We start from the raw sequence: 16,513 nt of genomic DNA, 5'->3' as shown, positions 1-16,513 counted from the left end.
GGGGTCACCCCGGGAACCGGCCCGTGCTGCGCAGCAGCCAGCGCCGTTCCGCGTACGCGAGGTCGTCCCGCCACAGACGGCCGGCCGTGGACCGCATCGCGGGCCGCAGCAGCGGGGCCACGGCCCGGGCGACCGCGAACCCGGGACGGTCCGAGGTGGCCACCACGGCCTCCACCACCGCCGTGCGGGGGCGGGCCGCCCCGGCGCCGGTCAGCGGGGTGGCGTGGGTCTCCACCACCGAGCCCGTCCCCTCGCCCTCCGTGATCCGCATGGTGACCGTCCGCGGTCCCGGCGCGGTGAAGACCGCCGTGACCGGCACCACCGCCCGCCCGGCGACCTTGAACGACACCCGCACCACCAGTGCGTCCTCCTCGTCCGGCACCTCACCCCCGGGAGCCGCCAGGACCTCCAGGTCCACGAAGGAGTACGGGTGCAGCCAGGCCCCGTGCCACGGGTCCAGGCGGTTGGCGACGACGTCCTGCGGTTCGCAGGCGCCGGCCCCGGTGTAGACGGCCGCCACCGCGTCCCCGGCGGGCGGCCTCGGGGGGACCGGGGGACGCTCCGTGGGCTCCTCGCCGCCCGCCCGGTCCAGCCGCACCCAGACCAGCACCCCGTCGTCGTACGCCGGCCAGGGCTCCCAGCCGGCGAAGGGGGAGCCGTCCAGCGGCAGGCCGTGCCAGTGACAGATCAGCCTGCCGCACCGCACCGGCGCGTCCTTCAGCGGCGCCCCCAGGTGGGGGCAGGCGCCCGGCCCGGCCCGCACCGCGCCCCGCTCGTCGCGCCACAGCACGACTTCGGTGCCCGCCACGGTCCGGCCCGCGGGCCGGTCGGCGCGGACGTCGCCGGAGGCTCCGGCCACGTACCAGTTCCCCGAGGGCCGGGCGGAAGCCCGCTCCAGCGCGGCCGCGATCGTCGCCGGCCGGGCCTGGCGCCACGTGGCCCGCTGGTCCTCCCAGGGCACCGCTCCGCGCCGCAGGGTCAGCGGCAGCGGGGAGCGGACCCCCCGCCACCGGGCGGGCCTTCCCGGACGTTCCCTCACCTGACGTCCCCTCTCATGTCCTCGTGCCTCCCGCCCGGCCCGGCGGCCCGGTCGGAAGGGCCACGTCCCTGGACGCGGCGGCCGGGGGCCTCCGGCGCCCGGCGCGCGCGGCCAGCACGCCCCCGAGGCCGCGCAGGGCGATCGCCGCCCTGCGGCGGTTGCCGACCACGGCCCGCCGCTGCACCACCGCGAAGCCCTCCTCCTCGATCACGCTCAGGATCTCCCGGTACAGGACGAAGGCGGTGCGCACACACGGAGCCGACACCGGCTCCAGCAGGCCGATGCCGGGCTCGGCCTCGCGGTACGCGTCCCGGGTGAGGGCGGCGGCGGCCCGCATCGCCGCCGTGATGCGCGGGTCGCCGCGCCCGGTCGCCCGGCTCCATTCGAGCAGCTCCCGGTCGGCTCCGGAGGCCGCCAGCAGGTCGGCCGGCAGGTAGACCCGCCCGCGGTCCAGGTCCTCTCCCACGTCCCGGAGGAAGTTGGTCAGCTGGAAGGCGATCCCGAGCGCGGCCGCGTACGGCTCGGCCTCCTCCTTCGGGACGACCGTCCCCAGCACCGGCACCATCTGCAGGCCGATGACTGCGGCGGAACCGTGCATGTAGCGGCGCAGGTCGGCGTAGGTCGGGTAGTCCGTCACGAACAGGTCGCTGCGCATGGAGTACAGGAAGTCGTCGAAGTGACGCGGACTGATGCCCAGACGCGCACGGGTGTCCGCGGCCGCCGCCACGGCGGGCTCGGTGACCGGGGCGCCGCGCAGCGCGGCCCGCCACTGCGCCTCCAGGGCGTCCAGGGCGGCCGACCGCTCGGCCGGCGAGGCGCCCCGGTCCTCGTCCACGATGTCGTCGGCGTGCCGGGCGAAGCCGTACAGGGCGTGGACCGCGCTGCGCCGTTCGACCGGCAGGAGGCGCGTCGCCAGGAAGTAGGACCTGCCGTGCCGCGCGTTGAGCCGCCGGCACTCCGCGTACGCGGACCGGAGCGCGCCGTCGGTCACCCCGGCCGCGTCGAGCTCGCGGGCGGTCACCTGGTGCCCTCCGGCCGGGCGGCGGCCGGTGCCGCGGCCCGCGACGGCCGTCCGGCCGCCGGGCCGGTGATGCGCAGGGCGGCGAGCTTGCCGGAGATCAGCACGGGGGGAACGCCGACCCCGGGAGTGGTCCCGCAGCCGGCGAGCACGGCGTTCTCGGTGCCCCGGACGAGGTTGCGCGGGCGGAAGGGGCCCGTCTGGGCGAAGGTGTGGGACACCGAGAAGGGCGTGCCCACGGTGTGCCCCTGGGCCGTCCAGTCGGCGGGCGTCACCAGGCACTCCTCGTCGATCGAGTCCCCGAAGCCCGTCAGGCCGCGCCGCTCCAGCTCGGCGACGAGCGCGTCCCGGTAGGCCGGCCCGAGCTCGCCCCAGTGCGCGGCGCCGGGACCGATCTCGGTGTTCGGGCAGGGCGCGAGGACGTAGTGGAGGTGCCGGCCCGGCGGAGCCAGCGCGGGGTCGGTGGCCGTGGGCCGGGTGACGAGGAGGGAGGGGTCGGTCATCAGCGCTCCCGTGCGGGTGAGCTCGTCGAACGTGCCGGACCAGGCGGAGCCGAACGAGAGGGTGTGGTGACCGAGGACCGGCCAGGTGCGGTCGGTCCCCGCGTGCAGGATCACCGCGCTGGGGGAGTGCCGCGTCCTGACCGGGCGCCGGGGCCGCCGCCCCAGGATCCCGTAGGCGGCGGGCAGCTCCGGGGTCAGGACGACGGCGTCGCACGGGATCCGCCCGTGCTCCGTCAGCACCGCGGTGACCCGCCCGCCCGAGCGTTCGAGCCCGCTCACCGCCTCCCCGAAGCGGAGGTCGGCCCCGGCCCGCCGGGCCGCGTCGGCCATCGCCGCCGGCACCGCGTGCATCCCGCCCCGGGGGAAGTACACCCCGGCGACCGTGTCCATGTAGGCGATCACCGCGTACGCGGCCAGCGCGCGCGACGGCGGGACACCGGCGTACAGCGCCTGGAAGGAGAAGACGCGCCGCAGCCTCTCGTCCGCGAGGAAGCGGCCCACGGCGCGGTCGAGCCGGCCGAGTCCGCCGAGAGCGGCGAGACGGACCAGGTCCGGATGGAGGAGCTGCGCAGGGGAGTCGAAGTTGGCGTCGATGAAGCGGCGCCTCTGCACCGCGTAGAGCCTGCCCAGCCACTCCCGCATCCTGAGGTAGCCCCGGGCCTCCCGGGCCCCCGCGAACCGCTCCACCTCGGCCGCCATGACGTCGGCCTCCGTGTGCACGTCGATGCCGCTCCCGTCCCAGAACAGCGCGCGGTACGCCGGGTGGAGGGGGATCAGCTCGACCCGGTCGCGCAGGGACTCGCCCACGGCGGCGAACGCCTCGTCGAGGATGTCGGGCATCGTGAACACGGTGGGCCCCGTGTCCACCCGGTAGCCGCCGAGCTCCATCCGGCCCGCCCTGCCGCCGGGACCGGCGTCCCGCTCGACCAGGGTCACCTCCCGCCCGGCGCCCAGCAGGTGCAGGGCGGCCGACAGGCCCGCGAACCCGGCCCCGACCACCACCACGTGATCGGTCCTGCCCGGAACCGTCCTCACCTCGCACCCCCCGCCGCCACCGGGACGCCCGGCCGCACCGGTTCCCCGCCGGCCTCCGCCGGGCCGGGAGGCGGCGCGGCGGCCGCGACGCCGGCGGCGTCGAGCAGCAGGCCCACCACGCGCTCGGCAGGCCCGGCGGCGAGTCCCGCCGCGCGGACCGTCCGCGCGGCCCGCGCGGACAGCCCCTCCACGCGGGCCGTGACGTACGCCCGGGCGCCGCAGCGGGCGAGCAGGGCGGCGACGCGCCGGAGGTCCTCGTCCGTGGCGTCCGGGGAGCCGACCACGGCGTCGAGGAGGCGGAGCCCCTCGGTGTCCCCCTGCCGGGCGCACAGGGCGCGGCCCACGGCCAGGAGGCAGGTCGCCTTGCCGTCCCTGAGGTCCTCGCCGGCGGGTTTCCCCGTCCTCGCCGGATCACCGAACACCCCCTCCAGGTCGTCCCGGAGCTGGAAGGCGACGCCGGCGGACGTCCCGGCGCGGCGCAGCGCCCCGAGGGTCCGTTCGCCCGCGCCCGCCAGCCGCGCCCCCAGGACCAGGGGGTGGACCGCCGAGTACCGCGCCGTCTTCAGGACGGCGGTCCGCAGGGCCCGCCCGGGGGAGCGGTCACCGGTGGCCTGGGCGTGGAGGTCCAGGTACTGCCCGGCGACCATCCCGGTCCGCATGGCCCGCCATTCGGCCGCGAGCCCGTCCGCGTGGGGGCTCCTCGGCAGGACCTCGGCGAACGCGTCGTCCGCCCACGCCAGCGCCAGGTCGCCGGCGAGGATCGCCGCGGCCCCGCCGAAGGAGAGGAGGGGAAGACGGCGGCCCGCCGTCCGGTACTGGTCGTCGAGCGCCGTGTGCAGGGCGGGAGCGGCCCGGCGGAGCGCTGATCCGTCCATCACGTCGTCGTGGACGAGGGCGCAGGTCTGGATCAGTTCGACGGCGGCCGCGGCACGCAGGGCGGCGCCGGTCTCCGCCGCGCCCCCGCCGCACGCCCGCAGGGACCACCACAACAGCTGGGAACGCCTGCGCCGTCCCCCCGCCAGGGTGAAGGCCGCCACCCGTGCGGCGATGTCCGCGGCGAAGGCCCCCTCCAGCGCGCGGGCCTCGTCGAGGCGGCGGGCGAGCAGGTCGTCGAGCACGAGGTCCAGGGCGGCCGGGACGTTCCGGTCGACGGTCGGCGGATCGAGAGTGCGCATGGGGTTCCCTTGCTGCCGGGCTCGGGCGATGCGGTTCGTCTGTTGTTCGGTTCCACCCCCGGTTCCGGATGCACCGGTCCTGCGGCGATCCGGGGCGCTGTTCGCCCGGATGGCGGCGCGGGGAGGTGCGTCGGCGACGACGCCGTCCCGGACGGGGCAGGCTGGTGGGGGGCCTCCTTCGAAAGGGTGTGCATGGACTTGCTGCGCGACACCGAACTCGCCACCGCCTTCGACCACGCTGCGCGGACCTACGACCGGATGACGTCGGTGAATCCCGGCTACCACGCACAGCTCCTCCGCTCGGCCCGCCGCCTGGGCCTTCCCCGGGGCGGCGCCGGCGCGTCCCTGCTCGACCTGGGCTGCGGCACCGGCACGTCGACGGCGGCCCTGCTGCGCGCGTTCCCGCGTGCCTCCGTCACCGGTGTCGACGCCTCCGCCGGCATGCTCGCGCGCGCCCTGGAGAAGCCCTGGCCGGAGCGGGTGTCCTTCGTCCGCGCGCCGGTCGAGGAGATGGCCGCCGTCGAGGCCGGGGGACCCTACGACGCGGTCTTCGCCGCCTACCTCCTGCGCAACGTCGCGGATCCCGACGCCGTGCTCGGCGCGGTCCGCCGGCTGCTCAGGCCGGGGGGCCGCCTCTGCGTCCACGAGTACGCCCTCAGCGGCAGGGCGGCGGACCGGCTCCTGTGGACGGCGGTCATGAACGGCTTCGTCCGGCCGTGGGCGCGGCTGCACGGGGACGCGGGCCTGTACGAGCACCTGCACCACAGCGTCCTGGCCTTCGACACCGCGGACGCGTTCGCCGACCGGCTGCGCGGCGCCGGGTTCGTCCGGGTGCGCCGCCTGCCCCAGCCGGGATGGCAGACGGGGATCGCGCACACCTTCGTGGCGGTGCGCCCCTGACCGCCTCCCGGCCGGAGGCACCGTCACGCCGGGGGAGGAGCGGTCACCCCTCCACCCCCTCGCCGGTGGTGTGGTCGGGGTGGCCCGGGGTGCGCCGCCGTTCCTTGAAGCGGGCTTCGAGGAGGTGCTCGCGGCCGCCGGCCAGGTCGGTGACCGCCGCGCGCTCCAGTTCCCGGAACGGCTCGTAGTAGGTGCTGTTGTAGGACTCCACGATCTGGAAGGTCCAGTGGTCCGGGATGACGTTGCGTCCCAGGATCTCGGTCTCCACCCGGTCCGCCCACGCGTCGTGCCCGGCGGCCCGCAGGAGCTCGACCGCCCGGTCGAGCTCGAAGTCCGAGGTGCCGGTCAGCTGGTGGAAGCCGTACAGGTGGCCCCGTGCGCGTTCCGCCGTCTCCAGGGCCTTGGACAGCGAACCGAGGGCCTCCACCGTGGTCTCGTCCGGGGAGGGGGGACGGCCGGAGCCGTGCCGCCCGTCGTCGTGAGTGCTCATGTCCGGCCCCTGCCCCGTCCGTGCCCCCTTATGAGCCTGTCCTCCGGCACTCCACCCGGATTGCGCAACCCGCGCGGCCTCCCGCTCACCCGTAGGTGACCGTCACCCGCTCGAAGCCGAGCCCTTCCAGGAGGCCCTCCAGCATCGCGGTCGTGTTCCGCTCCGCCCGTGCCGTCAGGCCGGACTCGCGGGCGGCGTCGCCGATCCGCCGGGCGGCGAGGACGTGGACGGCCTGCTCGCTCGCGGGGTTGTCCGAGAAGAGGTCGCCCAGCCGGTCGAGCAGACCGCGCTGCTTGGACACGGCGTACGAGCGCTCCGGGTCGAGCGCCGGGGCGGCCAGCCGGGCGTGCGGCAGGCGCAGGGCGGCCTCGGTCCGGTCGGCGTCGACGGTCACGGCGCCGTCCCCGAGGGCGCCCAGGTCGACGTAGGCGCCGACGCTGCCGTTCGCCACGTACAGGGTGCGGGTGCCGCGGATCGCGTCCGGCAGGAACCGCGCGTCGTGCTCCAGGTCGACCACCACCTGGTAGGTCCCCGCGGCTCCCTCGTACCGGCTCAGGTCCTGGACGGACTTCAGGACGGCGGGACCGGAACGGTCCTTCACGTCCGTTCCGAAGACGCCCAGACCGGGGAGCCCGAGGAACCAGCCGATCAGCATGAGGGTGACGGCGAGCACGAGCAGCGCGGTGGTGACGAGGCGCCACCTCCCTCCGGAGCGCTTCCGTGTCCGGAGGGGCGGCGAGGGTCTGTTCTCGGTGTCTTCTCCCATGGGCGCCGGATGCCCGCGTTCGCTCCTCCCATACTCAACTCCTTTGTTTTTGAAGGATGTTGGTGTTCCCGGGGTGCGTGAGCCGGGTGAGGCGGCCCCTGCGGGGCGCGCGGCATACGGCTCCTCGGCGCGGGTACGCGGGGCCCGTTCGCAAGCGGTCGTCGAGCGGTCGCCGAGCGGCCGCCCAAGGGGAGGAAGAGGCACATGACCGGTTGGAGACCGACAAGGAGACGGGCCGGAGCGGCGGGGGACGGGAAGGCGGCGGAGCCCGCCGGGCCCCGGGAACGGCGGAGCGGCGCGGAGCCGGACGGAAAGGGGCCGGACGGAAAGGGGCCGGACGGGGCGGAGCCGGACGTCCGGGGGCCGGAGGAGAGGCCGGAGAGGGGATCGGAGGCGGCGGTCCCGGTCCGGCGCGGGCCCGGGCGGTTCGTGCGGGCGCTGGTCGCCCTGGTGGCCCTCGTGGGCATGGTGGCGTTCGCCGCGGTCCTGGCCCGGGTCACCCTGGGGGCCTCACCGGAGTCCGCGCCCCTCACCCACAGCAACCTGACGCCGGGCCGGTCGATCGAGGCATACCTCGGCCGGCCCGGCTTCGTGGAGACCGTCAGACAGCTCGGGGGGAACATCCTCCTGGGCGTCCCCTTCGGAATCCTGCTGCCCCTGCTGTCCCGCAGGGCACGCGGCTTCTTCCGCGTCGCGCTCCTCACCGCGGCCACCATGCTGCTCGTGGAACTCGTGCAGGGCGCGCTCGTCACGGGCCGCGCCTTCGACGTCGACGACGTCCTCCTCAACACGACGGGGGCGCTCCTCGGCTACCTGATCGCCGGCCGGCGGCTGGGCCGCGCCGTCCATCCCCGCACCCGAGCCCGCTGGTGGCGACGCCGGCGCCCCGTCGAACCGCCGGTCTGACGCCCCCGGCGCCGGGTGGCGTAGGACCGCCCGGGGAGGGTAGCCGCCGGGACATGGCCGAACGGAGCATCCCCGAAGACCGGGCGCCGGAACACCGGCCCCCACCCCCCGACGGGCCCGGCGCCGAGGGCGCCGGGCCGGACCCCGCCGTCGAGGCACGCGCCCCCGACTCCCCGACCGACCTCTCCGGCGCCTCCTGGCGCGCGGTCCTCAAGGGGGCGGTGCGCGAGTTCACGCGGGACGAGCTCATGGACCGGGCGGCGGCCCTGACCTACTACGGCGTACTGGCGCTCTTCCCCGGGCTCCTCGCCCTCGTCTCGCTGCTCGGGATCAGCGGGCGGCGGACGACCGACAGGGTGACGGAGAGCCTGCGCGACCTGGCGCCGGGACCCACCCGCGACGTGCTGGAACAGGCGCTGGCGGCCCTGCGGGACAACGCCGCCACGGGCGTCACGATGGCCGTGGTCGGCCTCCTGGTGGCGCTGTGGTCCTCCTCCGGCTACGTCGGCGCCTTCATGCGCGCCGCCAACCGCGTCCACGACGTCCCCGAGGGCCGCCCCATGTGGAAACTGCTGCCGCTCCGGCTCGGCATGACGGCGGCGCTGATGGTCATGGCCGCCGCGAGCGCCCTGCTGCTCGTGCTCAGCGGGGACGTGGCGCGCCGCGCCGGCGAGGTGCTGGGCGTCGGGGACACCGCCCTGACGGTCTGGTCGGTGGCCAAGTGGCCCGTCCTCCTCCTGCTCGCCGTGGTGATGATCGCCCTGCTGTACTGGGGGAGCCCGAACGCGAAGGGCCGCGGGTGGCGCTGGATCACCCCCGGCAGCGTGCTCGCCCTGCTGATCTGGGCGGCGGCCTCGGCGGGCTTCGCGGTGTACGTCGCCGAGTTCGCCTCGTACAACCGCGTCTACGGCACCATGGCCGGCGTCGTCGTCTTCCTCGTGTGGCTGTGGATCAGCAACCTGGCCGTGCTCCTGGGACTGGAGTTCGACGCCGAGCTGCTGCGCCGCCGTGCCGTGGCGGGAGGCATGCCGCCGGACCGGGAACCGTACGTCGAACCGCGTGACACGCGCGCGTGGAGCGAGGAGGACCGGCGCCGGGCCGGCCTCCCGGAAGAGGAAGAGGGGAAACGGAGTCACGATGGCTGAGCGGGCGTGCGGAGAGGCAGTGGGACGGGGCCGGTGGAGCGGCCCGCGGGGACGGTCCCGGGAAGGGGCGGGCCGGAGGGCGCGCAGTGCCGTGACCGCGCAGGGACGCGGGTGATCGGGCATGTGCCGTTGGCTGGCCTATTGGGGCACACCGGTGTTGCTCGACACGATTCTGTATCAGCCGGCTCATTCTTTGATCGATCAGAGTCTGCATTCCAAGCTGGGCGTGGAGACGACGAACGGTGACGGGTTCGGTGTGGGCTGGTATTCGGAGCACAGCGAGACCCCGGCGTTGCTGAGGGACGTGGGTCCGGCGTGGAACAACCGGAATCTGCGGGAATTGGCGGATCACGTCCGGTCGCCGCTGTTCTTCGCTCATATCCGGGCGTCGACGGGGACGGCGGTGCAGCAGTCGAACTGCCACCCCTTCCGGTACGGGCGCTGGATGTTCATGCACAACGGTGCGATCGCGGGGTTCTCGCGTCTGCGCCGTGAGCTCGCGCTGCTGGTCGATCCGGGGCTGTATTCGGACATCGAGGGGACGACGGATTCCGAGGTGATGTTCTACCTGGCGCTGACCTTCGGTCTGGAGGAGGATCCGCCTGCGGCCGTGGCCGCCATGGCGGGGGTGGTGGAGCGGGTGGGGCGGGCGCACGGGGTGGAGTTTCCTCTCCAGATGACGCTCGCGCTCACCGACGGCGAGCGGGTCTGGGCTTTTCGTTACTCCAGTGCGCGGGCTTCCCGTTCGTTGTTCTACAGCAGCCGGGTGGAGGCGTTGCGCCGGCTCCATCCGGATGTGGGATTCCTGCGGAACCTGTCGGAGGAGACCCGGCTGATCGTGTCCGAGCCCCTGGGTGACCTGCCGGGCGCGTGGAACGAGGTGCCGGAGAACAGTTACGGGGTCGTCCAGCCCGGCCTCGACGAACTCCACCGTTTCACCCCCGCGGCGGCCTGACGCCGCCCCGGACGGGGGCGGAGGGGGACCGGAGAGAGGCCGGGCGGTTCACCGCCCGGCCTCCGCGCATGCGCCGGTCTCCGCCCGTTCACCAGTTTCCGCACATTCATCTCTGCACATTTATTCGAGAAGAGAGGTTTGGTGCGGCCGAATCGGCGCAGACGAAGTTCACCGACCACTTCGGCGACGAATCGGAGGCACATCATGGGCATCATCGCGTGGATCCTCATCGGCCTGCTGGCCGGCCTGATCGCGAAGGCCCTCATGCCGGGCAAGGACCCGGGCGGCATCATCATCACGATGCTCATCGGCATCGCCGGCGGCCTGCTCGGAGGCTGGCTCGGCAAGGTGATATTCGGCGTCGACTCCATCGACGGCTTCTTCGACCTCTCCACCTGGATCGCGGCCATCATCGGCTCGATGATCCTCCTCGGTCTCTACCGCCTCGTCGCGGGCGGCCGACACCGCCACGCCTGACCCCGTCAGGGGCGCGGCACCACGCGGAAGGCTCCTCCTCGCCCCTCACGGGGGAGAAGAGGAGCCTTCCGCGTGGAGTCGCGCGGCCGCCCCGGGGCCCTCGAAGGCGCCGGGGGCGCGCACCGCCGCCCGCCCGCCCGCCGTTCCCCGGACTGCTGCATGATGGCCAGTGCCGCCGCCGGGGCGGAACCCCGCCCGCGGGCCGGCGGGACGATCACGGACGATGGAGGGCGCATGAGCGACACGGAGAAGGCCGTTCTGGCCGGCGGCTGCTTCTGGGGGATGCAGGACCTCATCCGCAGGCAGCCGGGCGTCGTGGGCACCCGGGTGGGATACACGGGAGGCGACACGCCCCACGCCACCTACCGCGACCACGGCGACCACGCCGAGGCGATCGAGGTCCTCTACGACCCCTCGGTCACGGGCTACCGGGACCTGCTGGAGTTCTTCTTCCAGATCCACGACCCCAGCACCCGCGACCGGCAGGGCAACGACATCGGACGCAGCTACCGCTCCGCCCTCTACTACACGGACGAGGACCAGAAGCGCGTGGCGCTCGACACGATCGCCGACGTCGACGCCAGCGGCCTGTGGCCGGGCCCGGTCGTGACCGAGGTCGAGCCCCTGGGGGACTTCTGGGAGGCGGAGCCCGAGCACCAGGACTACCTCCAGCGCTACCCCGACGGCTACACCTGCCACTTCCCCCGCCCCGGCTGGAGGCTCCCCCGCCGCGGCCGGGCCACCGGCACGCCCACCGCCTGAGCCCTCCTCGCACCCCGCGTCGGTACCGGTCGCGACCGGTCACGGCCGGTCGAGCGGGACGGGGTCGTGCGAGCTGACCAGGCGCACCGAGCCCTCGTCGGCGAGCTCCGCCAGCAGCCGTTGCGTGCGGAGCCTGGCGGTTTCGTCGTGCTGCGCGGAGGCGGCGAACGCCTCGACGGCGGGCGGTGCGGTGCGGGTGAGCTGGGCGCGGTGGTGGACCGCGTCGCCGACGTGCAGGAGCTCCCGGCCCCGGAAGGCGTCCTCGACGAGTACGCCGGCGTGCCCCGGCGAGTGCCCGGCCAGCGCGACCAGGCGGACGGACGCCGGCAGGCCGTCGAGGGCCCAGGAGGCGTGCCCCCGCCACCGGGCCGCCGGGACGGGCGCGGGGGCCCACCTCACGCCGTGCGCCCACTGGGCGGGCACGACGCCCCCGTCACCCGCCTCGACGGCGGACCGGCAGGCGCTCGTGGCGTGGACGCGGGCCCACGGGAGGTCGGCGAGACCGCCGACGTGGTCGCGGTGGTGATGGGTCAGGACCACGTCCGAGACGTCCCGAGGATCCAGCCCCAGCGAGACGACACGGGCGACCAGCGTCTCGCCGGGATCGAGCACCGGGCCGACCCGCGCGACCCAGTCCTCCCCCAGACGGAGGCCGGGGGACTCGATGTCCCCGAGCCCGATCCCGGTGTCGACGGCGACGAGCCGGTCCTCCAGCTCGATCAGGAGGCACCGGCAGACGAAGTGGGAGGACCCGAAGACGGCTTCCCCTCCCGGGACGGCGAGGGTTCCGCAATTGAGTTCGTGGATGCGCATGCGCCGGACGGTAGGAGTTCGTGCCGACACGAAGTCAAGGATCATGGACGCATGCGCACCCGACCACTGCGAATCGGCGAGGCGGCCGAACGCCTCGGAGTCTCCACCCACCTCCTTCGGCACTGGGAGGCCGAGGGGGTGGTCACACCCCCGCGCACCGCGAGCGGTGCCCGGCGCTACGGCCCGGAACTGCTGGACGCGCTGTCGATCGCGGTCAAGTGCCAGCGGGCCGGCATGTCCCTCGGCGCGATCGCCCGGCTTCTGAACGGCCGCCCACAAGGACGCAGGCACCTGATCGCCGAGCAGCGCGACGCGATCGACCGGCAGCGCGCCCGGCTCGAACGGACCGCGGCCTTCCTCGACCACGTCCTGGAGTGCTCCCACCCCGTGGTCCGCGAGTGCCCGGCCTGCCACGACTTCGCGGCCTCGCCGTCCTGACCCGCCACGGCCGGGGACGGCCGCGTGGGGGCGGTGTCGGACCCGCTGGGTACGGTGGCACCGCATCGAGGCGCGCCGCCGCACAGTCGATGAGGGGTGGGGACGTGACACGCACGGTCATCACGGGCAGGGTGTTCTCGCAGGAGCGGGTGAACGGCTCACCCCGCTCGCTGGGAGGCGTCGACCTCGTCCGCTGCACCTTCAACGGCGGGAGTCTGGCCCAGTACGAGGACCCGGAGTTCGGGCTGAGGGTGCACGACCTCTCCCTGCGCGACTGCCGGGCCGGCGGCGTCCTGCACGGCGTGCGGTTCAGCGACGTCTCGGTGCACGACCTGGCCTCCGGCGGCCGGATGACGCCGGCCGCCTGTGTCTTCCGGCACGTCACCCTCTCCGGGCGCATGCCGGAACTGATGACGCGGCCCGCCCACCACTCCCTCCCGGCGGAGGTCCGGGAAGCCTTCCGGAAGGGCGCGGAGCGCTTCTACGCCGAGGTCGACCGGGCGCTGGACATCACCGCCGCGGACTTCTCCGACACCGGGTTCTCCGGGATTCCCGGTCACCTCGTCCGCCGTGACCCGAAGACCCGGTTCCTCCTCCACCGGGACCGTGCCGAGGCGGCGGACCCGGAGGGCTTCTCGCGCGGCGCCCGTGCCCACCTCACCAGCGCCCGCAGGTCCCCGTACCCGACGCTGGTGAGCGTGGCCCCGCCCCGGTCGAGGTACTTCAAGAGAGTGCTCGACGACCTGGAGAGCCTGCGGGCCGCCGGAATCGCCGAATAGCGGCCGCGCGGAGCCCGGCGGACGGGGGAGGGCGGCCCTCACCGGGGCGCGGGCGGTCGCACGCCGTGTTTCAGCAGCCCCGCCCACAGGCGGGCCCGGCCGCCGCGGTCGAGGGCTTCGTGCGCGGCGAGGAGACCGCCGGTGACCGCGCCGAGGAAACCGCCGGCGAGGCAGTCCTGGCCCGACAGGTACAGGCCCGGGACCTCGGTGCGCGGGCGCAGCCAGTCCGCGAGGCCGGGACCGCGGCCGTCACCGAAGGCGGCGACGTCCTTGGCGAGGCCGTAGAGGCTCCCGCCGGGCCAGCCCGCGAAGTGCTCGGCGGTCAGCGGGGTGCCGAGCTCGTGGTACGCGACCCGCCCTCGGGTGCCGGGCAGTTCGCGGTGCAGCCGGTCGAGGAGTTCGGCGGTGAGCTCCTCCTTCAGCGCCAGGTAGGCCGGGTCCCGGTGGCGCCGGCGGGAGTCGCGGAAGGGCTCGAACAGGTCCGGGCAGACGTAGGCGAGGACCTCGCCGGTCGACCGGCCCGGGTGCCGTCCGGCCCAGGTCGGGTCCTTGGCGGAGGCGAAGGAGACGAAGAGCCCGCTGGTGCGGCCGCCGGTGCCGTCGAAGAAGGCGTCGCAGTCGCCGTCCGTGACCATCAGGTTGTGCCGGGGCAGCCCCAGTTCCTCCGGCGTGCCGTCCAGGCCGAGGAAGAGCAGTACGAACGGGAACCCGCGCCGCATCCCCTCCAGCCGGTCCGCCCCCGCCCCGGGCCTGCCGGGCAGCAGGGTGCGGTAGGTGTGGTGGGCTCCCGCCGCGCTGACCACCACGGGAGCGCGCACCCGGGTGCCGTCCGCCAGCACCACCCCCGCCGCCCGCGCGCCCTCCAGCTCGATCCGGGCGACCGGCGCGCGCACGAAGACCTCCCCGCCCGTGGCCCGGATCGGGCCGAGCAGGGCGCGGGCGATGGCGGCGCTGCCGCCCACCGGGTACCAGGCGCCCGTCCGGAAGTGCTCGAACAGCACCGCGAGGAGGAAGAACGGCAGCCGCCGGGTGGAATCGGCCAGCAGCAGCGCGCTCTGCGTGAGCAGCGCCTGCCGCAGCCGCTCGTCACCGATCAGGCCCTCCACCACGTCCCTGGCCGGCCTCAGCGCCTCGGGCGGAACGGCCGCCGCCCGCAGCAGACGCGCCTGCCGCCGTACCACCGGGCCCGACAGCCGCCCCAGCGCGAGCGCGGGCAGCACCGCCCGGCACCGCCCGACCAACCGGAACAGCGCCTCGATCCCGGCCCGCTCGGCGGGGAAACGCGCGATCAGACCGTCCTTGTGGGAGGCGAAGCCGACGGGCGTCCGGTACACCTCGCCCGCCAGCCTGTACTCGTCGACCCGATCCCCCAGCGGAGCCCACCGCAGCACACCGCCGGTCAGATAGTCCGACAGCACCCGGACCGGTTCGCCCCGCCCGAGCTGGCCGACGTAGTGGATGCCGACGTCCCACTCCCAGCCGCGCCGCCGGTACGCGTGGGTGTAGCCGCCCGCGGTGTAGTGCTGCTCGAACACGGCCACCCGCCGCCCCTGCAGGGCCAGACAGGCCGCGGTCGTCAGTCCTCCCGCCCCCGATCCGACCACCACCGCGTCGTAGGCCTCCGCGACCCCGCCCGCGGTCAGCGGCCGCCCCACCAGGACGCTCCGGCTCATCCGCACCACCCCCACCGGGAACCGCCGACGGCGGGGACGGACACCAGAGGCGCGACGGACGGGACATGACGCATGCGCACGGATACCGCTCCAGGGACAGGGGACGGGAGGAAGGAGTCACCCGGGAAACGCGCCGCCGGGGCCGAGGTTCCGCCCGCCCTCCCGACAACACCTGTACGGGCCGTCCCCGGAACGGACCGCCCGTCGGCCGAGCCGGTCCGCGACGGTCAGGGAGGGGCGGGGGAGGAGCGGCGGAGGCGGTCGAGGCGCTGGATGACGGGTGCGGCGGTGGCGCCGTGCAGGAAGACGGACAGGAAGACGGTGAAGGAGACGACGGCCCACAGCTGGTCGGTGTACGCGGCGAAGTGCCCGCTGTGGCCGAGGGCGTAGGCCAGGTAGAACAGGGAACCGATGCCCCGGATCCCGTACGCGGCGGTGACCAGACGCTCCCGCGGGCCGGTGCCGCCGCCGAGCAGGCCCGCGTATCCGGCGGCCGGCCGGACGACGAGGACGAGGAGGACCCCGACCAGCGCGCCCTGCCAGGTCAGCGACGGCAGGCCGTGGGCGACGAGGTAGCCGCCGAGCAGGAAGAGGAGGAAGACGGTCAGCAACCGCTCGATCTGTTCGGTGAACCCGTGCAGCACCTTGTGGTAGCCGTGGTCGCGTTCGGCGGCTCGGATCGTGCAGGCGGTGACGAACACGGCCAGGAACCCGTACCCGCCCGACAGTTCGGCCGCCCCGTACGCGACGAACGTGGCGCCGATGGCGACGAACCCCTCCATGTGCTCGGACAGCCGCAGTGCCCGGGGCCGTGCCCGGAAGAACATCCACCCCAGCACCCGGCCCGTGACGACGCCGACCGCGACCCCGACGGCGATCCGGACCAGCACGTCGACGAGGAACCAGTCGGCGGCCCAGCCCGCCGTCCCCGCCGGTGCCGCGGCGACGGCCAGCGCCGCCAGCACGAACGGGAAGGCGAGACCGTCGTTGAGCCCGGCCTCGGCGGTGAGGGAGAAGCGGACCTCGTCCTCGTCGTCCGGATCGTCGGTGGGCTCGCCCACCCGCACCTCCGCGGCCAGCACGGGGTCCGTCGGCGACAGGACGGCGGCCAGCAGCAGCGCCGAGGCGAACGGCCACCCCAGCAGCAGGGCGCCGGCGGCCGTCGTCGCCGCGATGGTCAGCGGCATGCTGATGCCCAGCAGCCGCCACGCCCCCGCCCAGCCGCGCGGGCTCACGGGCCGGTTCAGCGCGAGCCCGGCGCCCATCAGCGACACGATGACGCACAGTTCGGTGGCGTGCTCGACCCACAGCCGGGACCCCACCGGATCCACCGCCGGTACGGCAGACAGCCCCACGAGCATGCCCACGGCCAGGAACAGCATCGGCGTCGACAACGGCCGGCGGGAGACGATCCGGGGCACCACGGCCGCCCCCAGAGCGCCGGTCCCCGCCGCCAGGTACACAGCATCAGACAACGTCACCCCTCACATCCTGTCCCATGACGTCCGTTTCATCCCCATGGGGCGTGGGAGGGGCGAGTCGGGCCTCGGAGTGGCCTCGGGCCGGTCCCGGTCGGGTCGGTGACGGTGGTGGTGGCGAGGGCGGTGACGGCGACGGCGGGTCGGCCCGGATGCGCGGC

The 16,513-nt window shown here is 74.8% G+C and carries 17 protein-coding genes; 8 read left to right on the top strand and 9 right to left on the bottom strand.

What is annotated here, in order from left to right; genetic code table 11:
* Positions 1-4: 4 nt before the first annotated feature.
* From ACF1ED_RS08035 to ACF1ED_RS08020, 4 genes are read right to left on the bottom strand one after another with little or no spacing between them, the layout of a single operon-like run.
* The gene (locus ACF1ED_RS08035) at positions 5-1,039 is read right to left on the bottom strand and encodes a DUF5914 domain-containing protein (RefSeq protein ID WP_391757746.1); all 1,035 of its coding nucleotides are present in this window, start codon (positions 1,037-1,039) and stop codon (positions 5-7) included.
* Between the two features lie 13 nt (positions 1,040-1,052).
* Positions 1,053-2,060, bottom strand: a complete 1,008-nt coding sequence (locus tag ACF1ED_RS08030; protein ID WP_391757744.1) for a phytoene/squalene synthase family protein — start codon at positions 2,058-2,060, stop codon at positions 1,053-1,055.
* The gene (gene crtI / locus ACF1ED_RS08025; RefSeq protein WP_391757742.1) at positions 2,057-3,595 is read right to left on the bottom strand and encodes a phytoene desaturase family protein; all 1,539 of its coding nucleotides are present in this window, start codon (positions 3,593-3,595) and stop codon (positions 2,057-2,059) included. Before crtI ends, ACF1ED_RS08030 begins: the two co-directional genes overlap by 4 nt.
* Positions 3,592-4,770, bottom strand: a complete 1,179-nt coding sequence (locus tag ACF1ED_RS08020; protein WP_391757740.1) for a polyprenyl synthetase family protein — start codon at positions 4,768-4,770, stop codon at positions 3,592-3,594. Before ACF1ED_RS08020 ends, crtI begins: the two co-directional genes overlap by 4 nt.
* A gap of 192 nt (positions 4,771-4,962) precedes the next feature.
* Here ACF1ED_RS08020 and ACF1ED_RS08015 point away from each other — a divergent pair, with 192 nt between their 5' ends.
* Positions 4,963-5,670 carry a methyltransferase gene (locus ACF1ED_RS08015; protein ID WP_391757739.1) on the top strand — a complete coding sequence of 236 codons (708 nt, stop codon included), beginning with the start codon at positions 4,963-4,965 and terminating at the stop codon, positions 5,668-5,670.
* A 43-nt stretch (positions 5,671-5,713) separates the two neighbouring features.
* Here the strand turns inward: ACF1ED_RS08015 and ACF1ED_RS08010 are convergent, their stop codons facing one another.
* Both ACF1ED_RS08010 and ACF1ED_RS08005 read right to left on the bottom strand, forming a co-directional pair.
* Positions 5,714-6,160, bottom strand: coding sequence for a hypothetical protein (locus ACF1ED_RS08010; protein WP_391757737.1), 447 nt, complete (start codon positions 6,158-6,160; stop codon positions 5,714-5,716).
* Positions 6,161-6,245: 85 nt separating this feature from the next.
* Complete coding sequence (locus ACF1ED_RS08005; RefSeq protein ID WP_391757735.1) at positions 6,246-6,926, bottom strand: DUF4230 domain-containing protein; 681 nt, start codon at positions 6,924-6,926, stop codon at positions 6,246-6,248.
* A gap of 429 nt (positions 6,927-7,355) precedes the next feature.
* On the opposite strand from ACF1ED_RS08005, the gene ACF1ED_RS08000 reads away from it, so the two are divergent.
* The 5 genes from ACF1ED_RS08000 to msrA all read left to right on the top strand — a co-directional run bounded on the left by ACF1ED_RS08000 (position 7,356) and on the right by msrA (position 11,171).
* Positions 7,356-7,832 carry a VanZ family protein gene (locus ACF1ED_RS08000; RefSeq protein WP_391757734.1) on the top strand — a complete coding sequence of 159 codons (477 nt, stop codon included), beginning with the start codon at positions 7,356-7,358 and terminating at the stop codon, positions 7,830-7,832.
* A gap of 53 nt (positions 7,833-7,885) precedes the next feature.
* Positions 7,886-8,977, top strand: coding sequence for a YihY/virulence factor BrkB family protein (locus ACF1ED_RS07995; protein ID WP_391757732.1), 1,092 nt, complete (start codon positions 7,886-7,888; stop codon positions 8,975-8,977).
* 121 nt (positions 8,978-9,098) lie between these two features.
* Positions 9,099-9,932 carry a class II glutamine amidotransferase gene (locus ACF1ED_RS07990; protein ID WP_391757730.1) on the top strand — a complete coding sequence of 278 codons (834 nt, stop codon included), beginning with the start codon at positions 9,099-9,101 and terminating at the stop codon, positions 9,930-9,932.
* 204 nt (positions 9,933-10,136) lie between these two features.
* A complete protein-coding gene (locus ACF1ED_RS07985; RefSeq protein ID WP_391757728.1) occupies positions 10,137-10,409 on the top strand; it encodes a GlsB/YeaQ/YmgE family stress response membrane protein in 273 nt (90 codons plus the stop codon).
* A gap of 234 nt (positions 10,410-10,643) precedes the next feature.
* Positions 10,644-11,171 carry a peptide-methionine (S)-S-oxide reductase MsrA gene (msrA, locus tag ACF1ED_RS07980; protein ID WP_391757726.1) on the top strand — a complete coding sequence of 176 codons (528 nt, stop codon included), beginning with the start codon at positions 10,644-10,646 and terminating at the stop codon, positions 11,169-11,171.
* 39 nt (positions 11,172-11,210) lie between these two features.
* On the opposite strand, the gene ACF1ED_RS07975 is transcribed toward msrA, so the two are convergent.
* Positions 11,211-11,984 (bottom strand): MBL fold metallo-hydrolase, encoded by a 774-nt coding sequence (locus tag ACF1ED_RS07975; RefSeq protein WP_391757724.1) that lies wholly within the window; start codon positions 11,982-11,984, stop codon positions 11,211-11,213.
* 51 nt (positions 11,985-12,035) lie between these two features.
* On the opposite strand from ACF1ED_RS07975, the gene ACF1ED_RS07970 reads away from it, so the two are divergent.
* Together ACF1ED_RS07970 and ACF1ED_RS07965 are read left to right on the top strand one after the other, a co-directional pair.
* Positions 12,036-12,422: a MerR family transcriptional regulator gene (locus ACF1ED_RS07970; RefSeq protein ID WP_391757722.1), complete on the top strand. Its 387-nt coding sequence runs from the start codon at positions 12,036-12,038 to the stop codon at positions 12,420-12,422.
* Positions 12,423-12,526: 104 nt separating this feature from the next.
* Positions 12,527-13,201, top strand: a complete 675-nt coding sequence (locus ACF1ED_RS07965) for a hypothetical protein (protein ID WP_391757720.1) — start codon at positions 12,527-12,529, stop codon at positions 13,199-13,201.
* A 38-nt stretch (positions 13,202-13,239) separates the two neighbouring features.
* On the opposite strand, the gene ACF1ED_RS07960 is transcribed toward ACF1ED_RS07965, so the two are convergent.
* Both ACF1ED_RS07960 and ACF1ED_RS07955 read right to left on the bottom strand, forming a co-directional pair.
* Positions 13,240-14,874, bottom strand: coding sequence for a phytoene desaturase family protein (locus ACF1ED_RS07960; protein WP_391757718.1), 1,635 nt, complete (start codon positions 14,872-14,874; stop codon positions 13,240-13,242).
* Positions 14,875-15,101: 227 nt separating this feature from the next.
* Positions 15,102-16,355, bottom strand: a complete 1,254-nt coding sequence (locus ACF1ED_RS07955) for a cation:proton antiporter (RefSeq protein ID WP_391757716.1) — start codon at positions 16,353-16,355, stop codon at positions 15,102-15,104.
* Between the last annotated feature and the right edge of the window lie 158 nt (positions 16,356-16,513).

The organism is Streptomyces sp. NPDC014656 (assembly GCF_043084305.1).
Taxonomy (GTDB): Bacteria; Actinomycetota; Actinomycetes; order Streptomycetales; family Streptomycetaceae; genus Streptomyces.
Note: the sequence above shows the minus strand (reverse complement) of the source record. Positions and strands in the feature narration are given on the sequence as shown.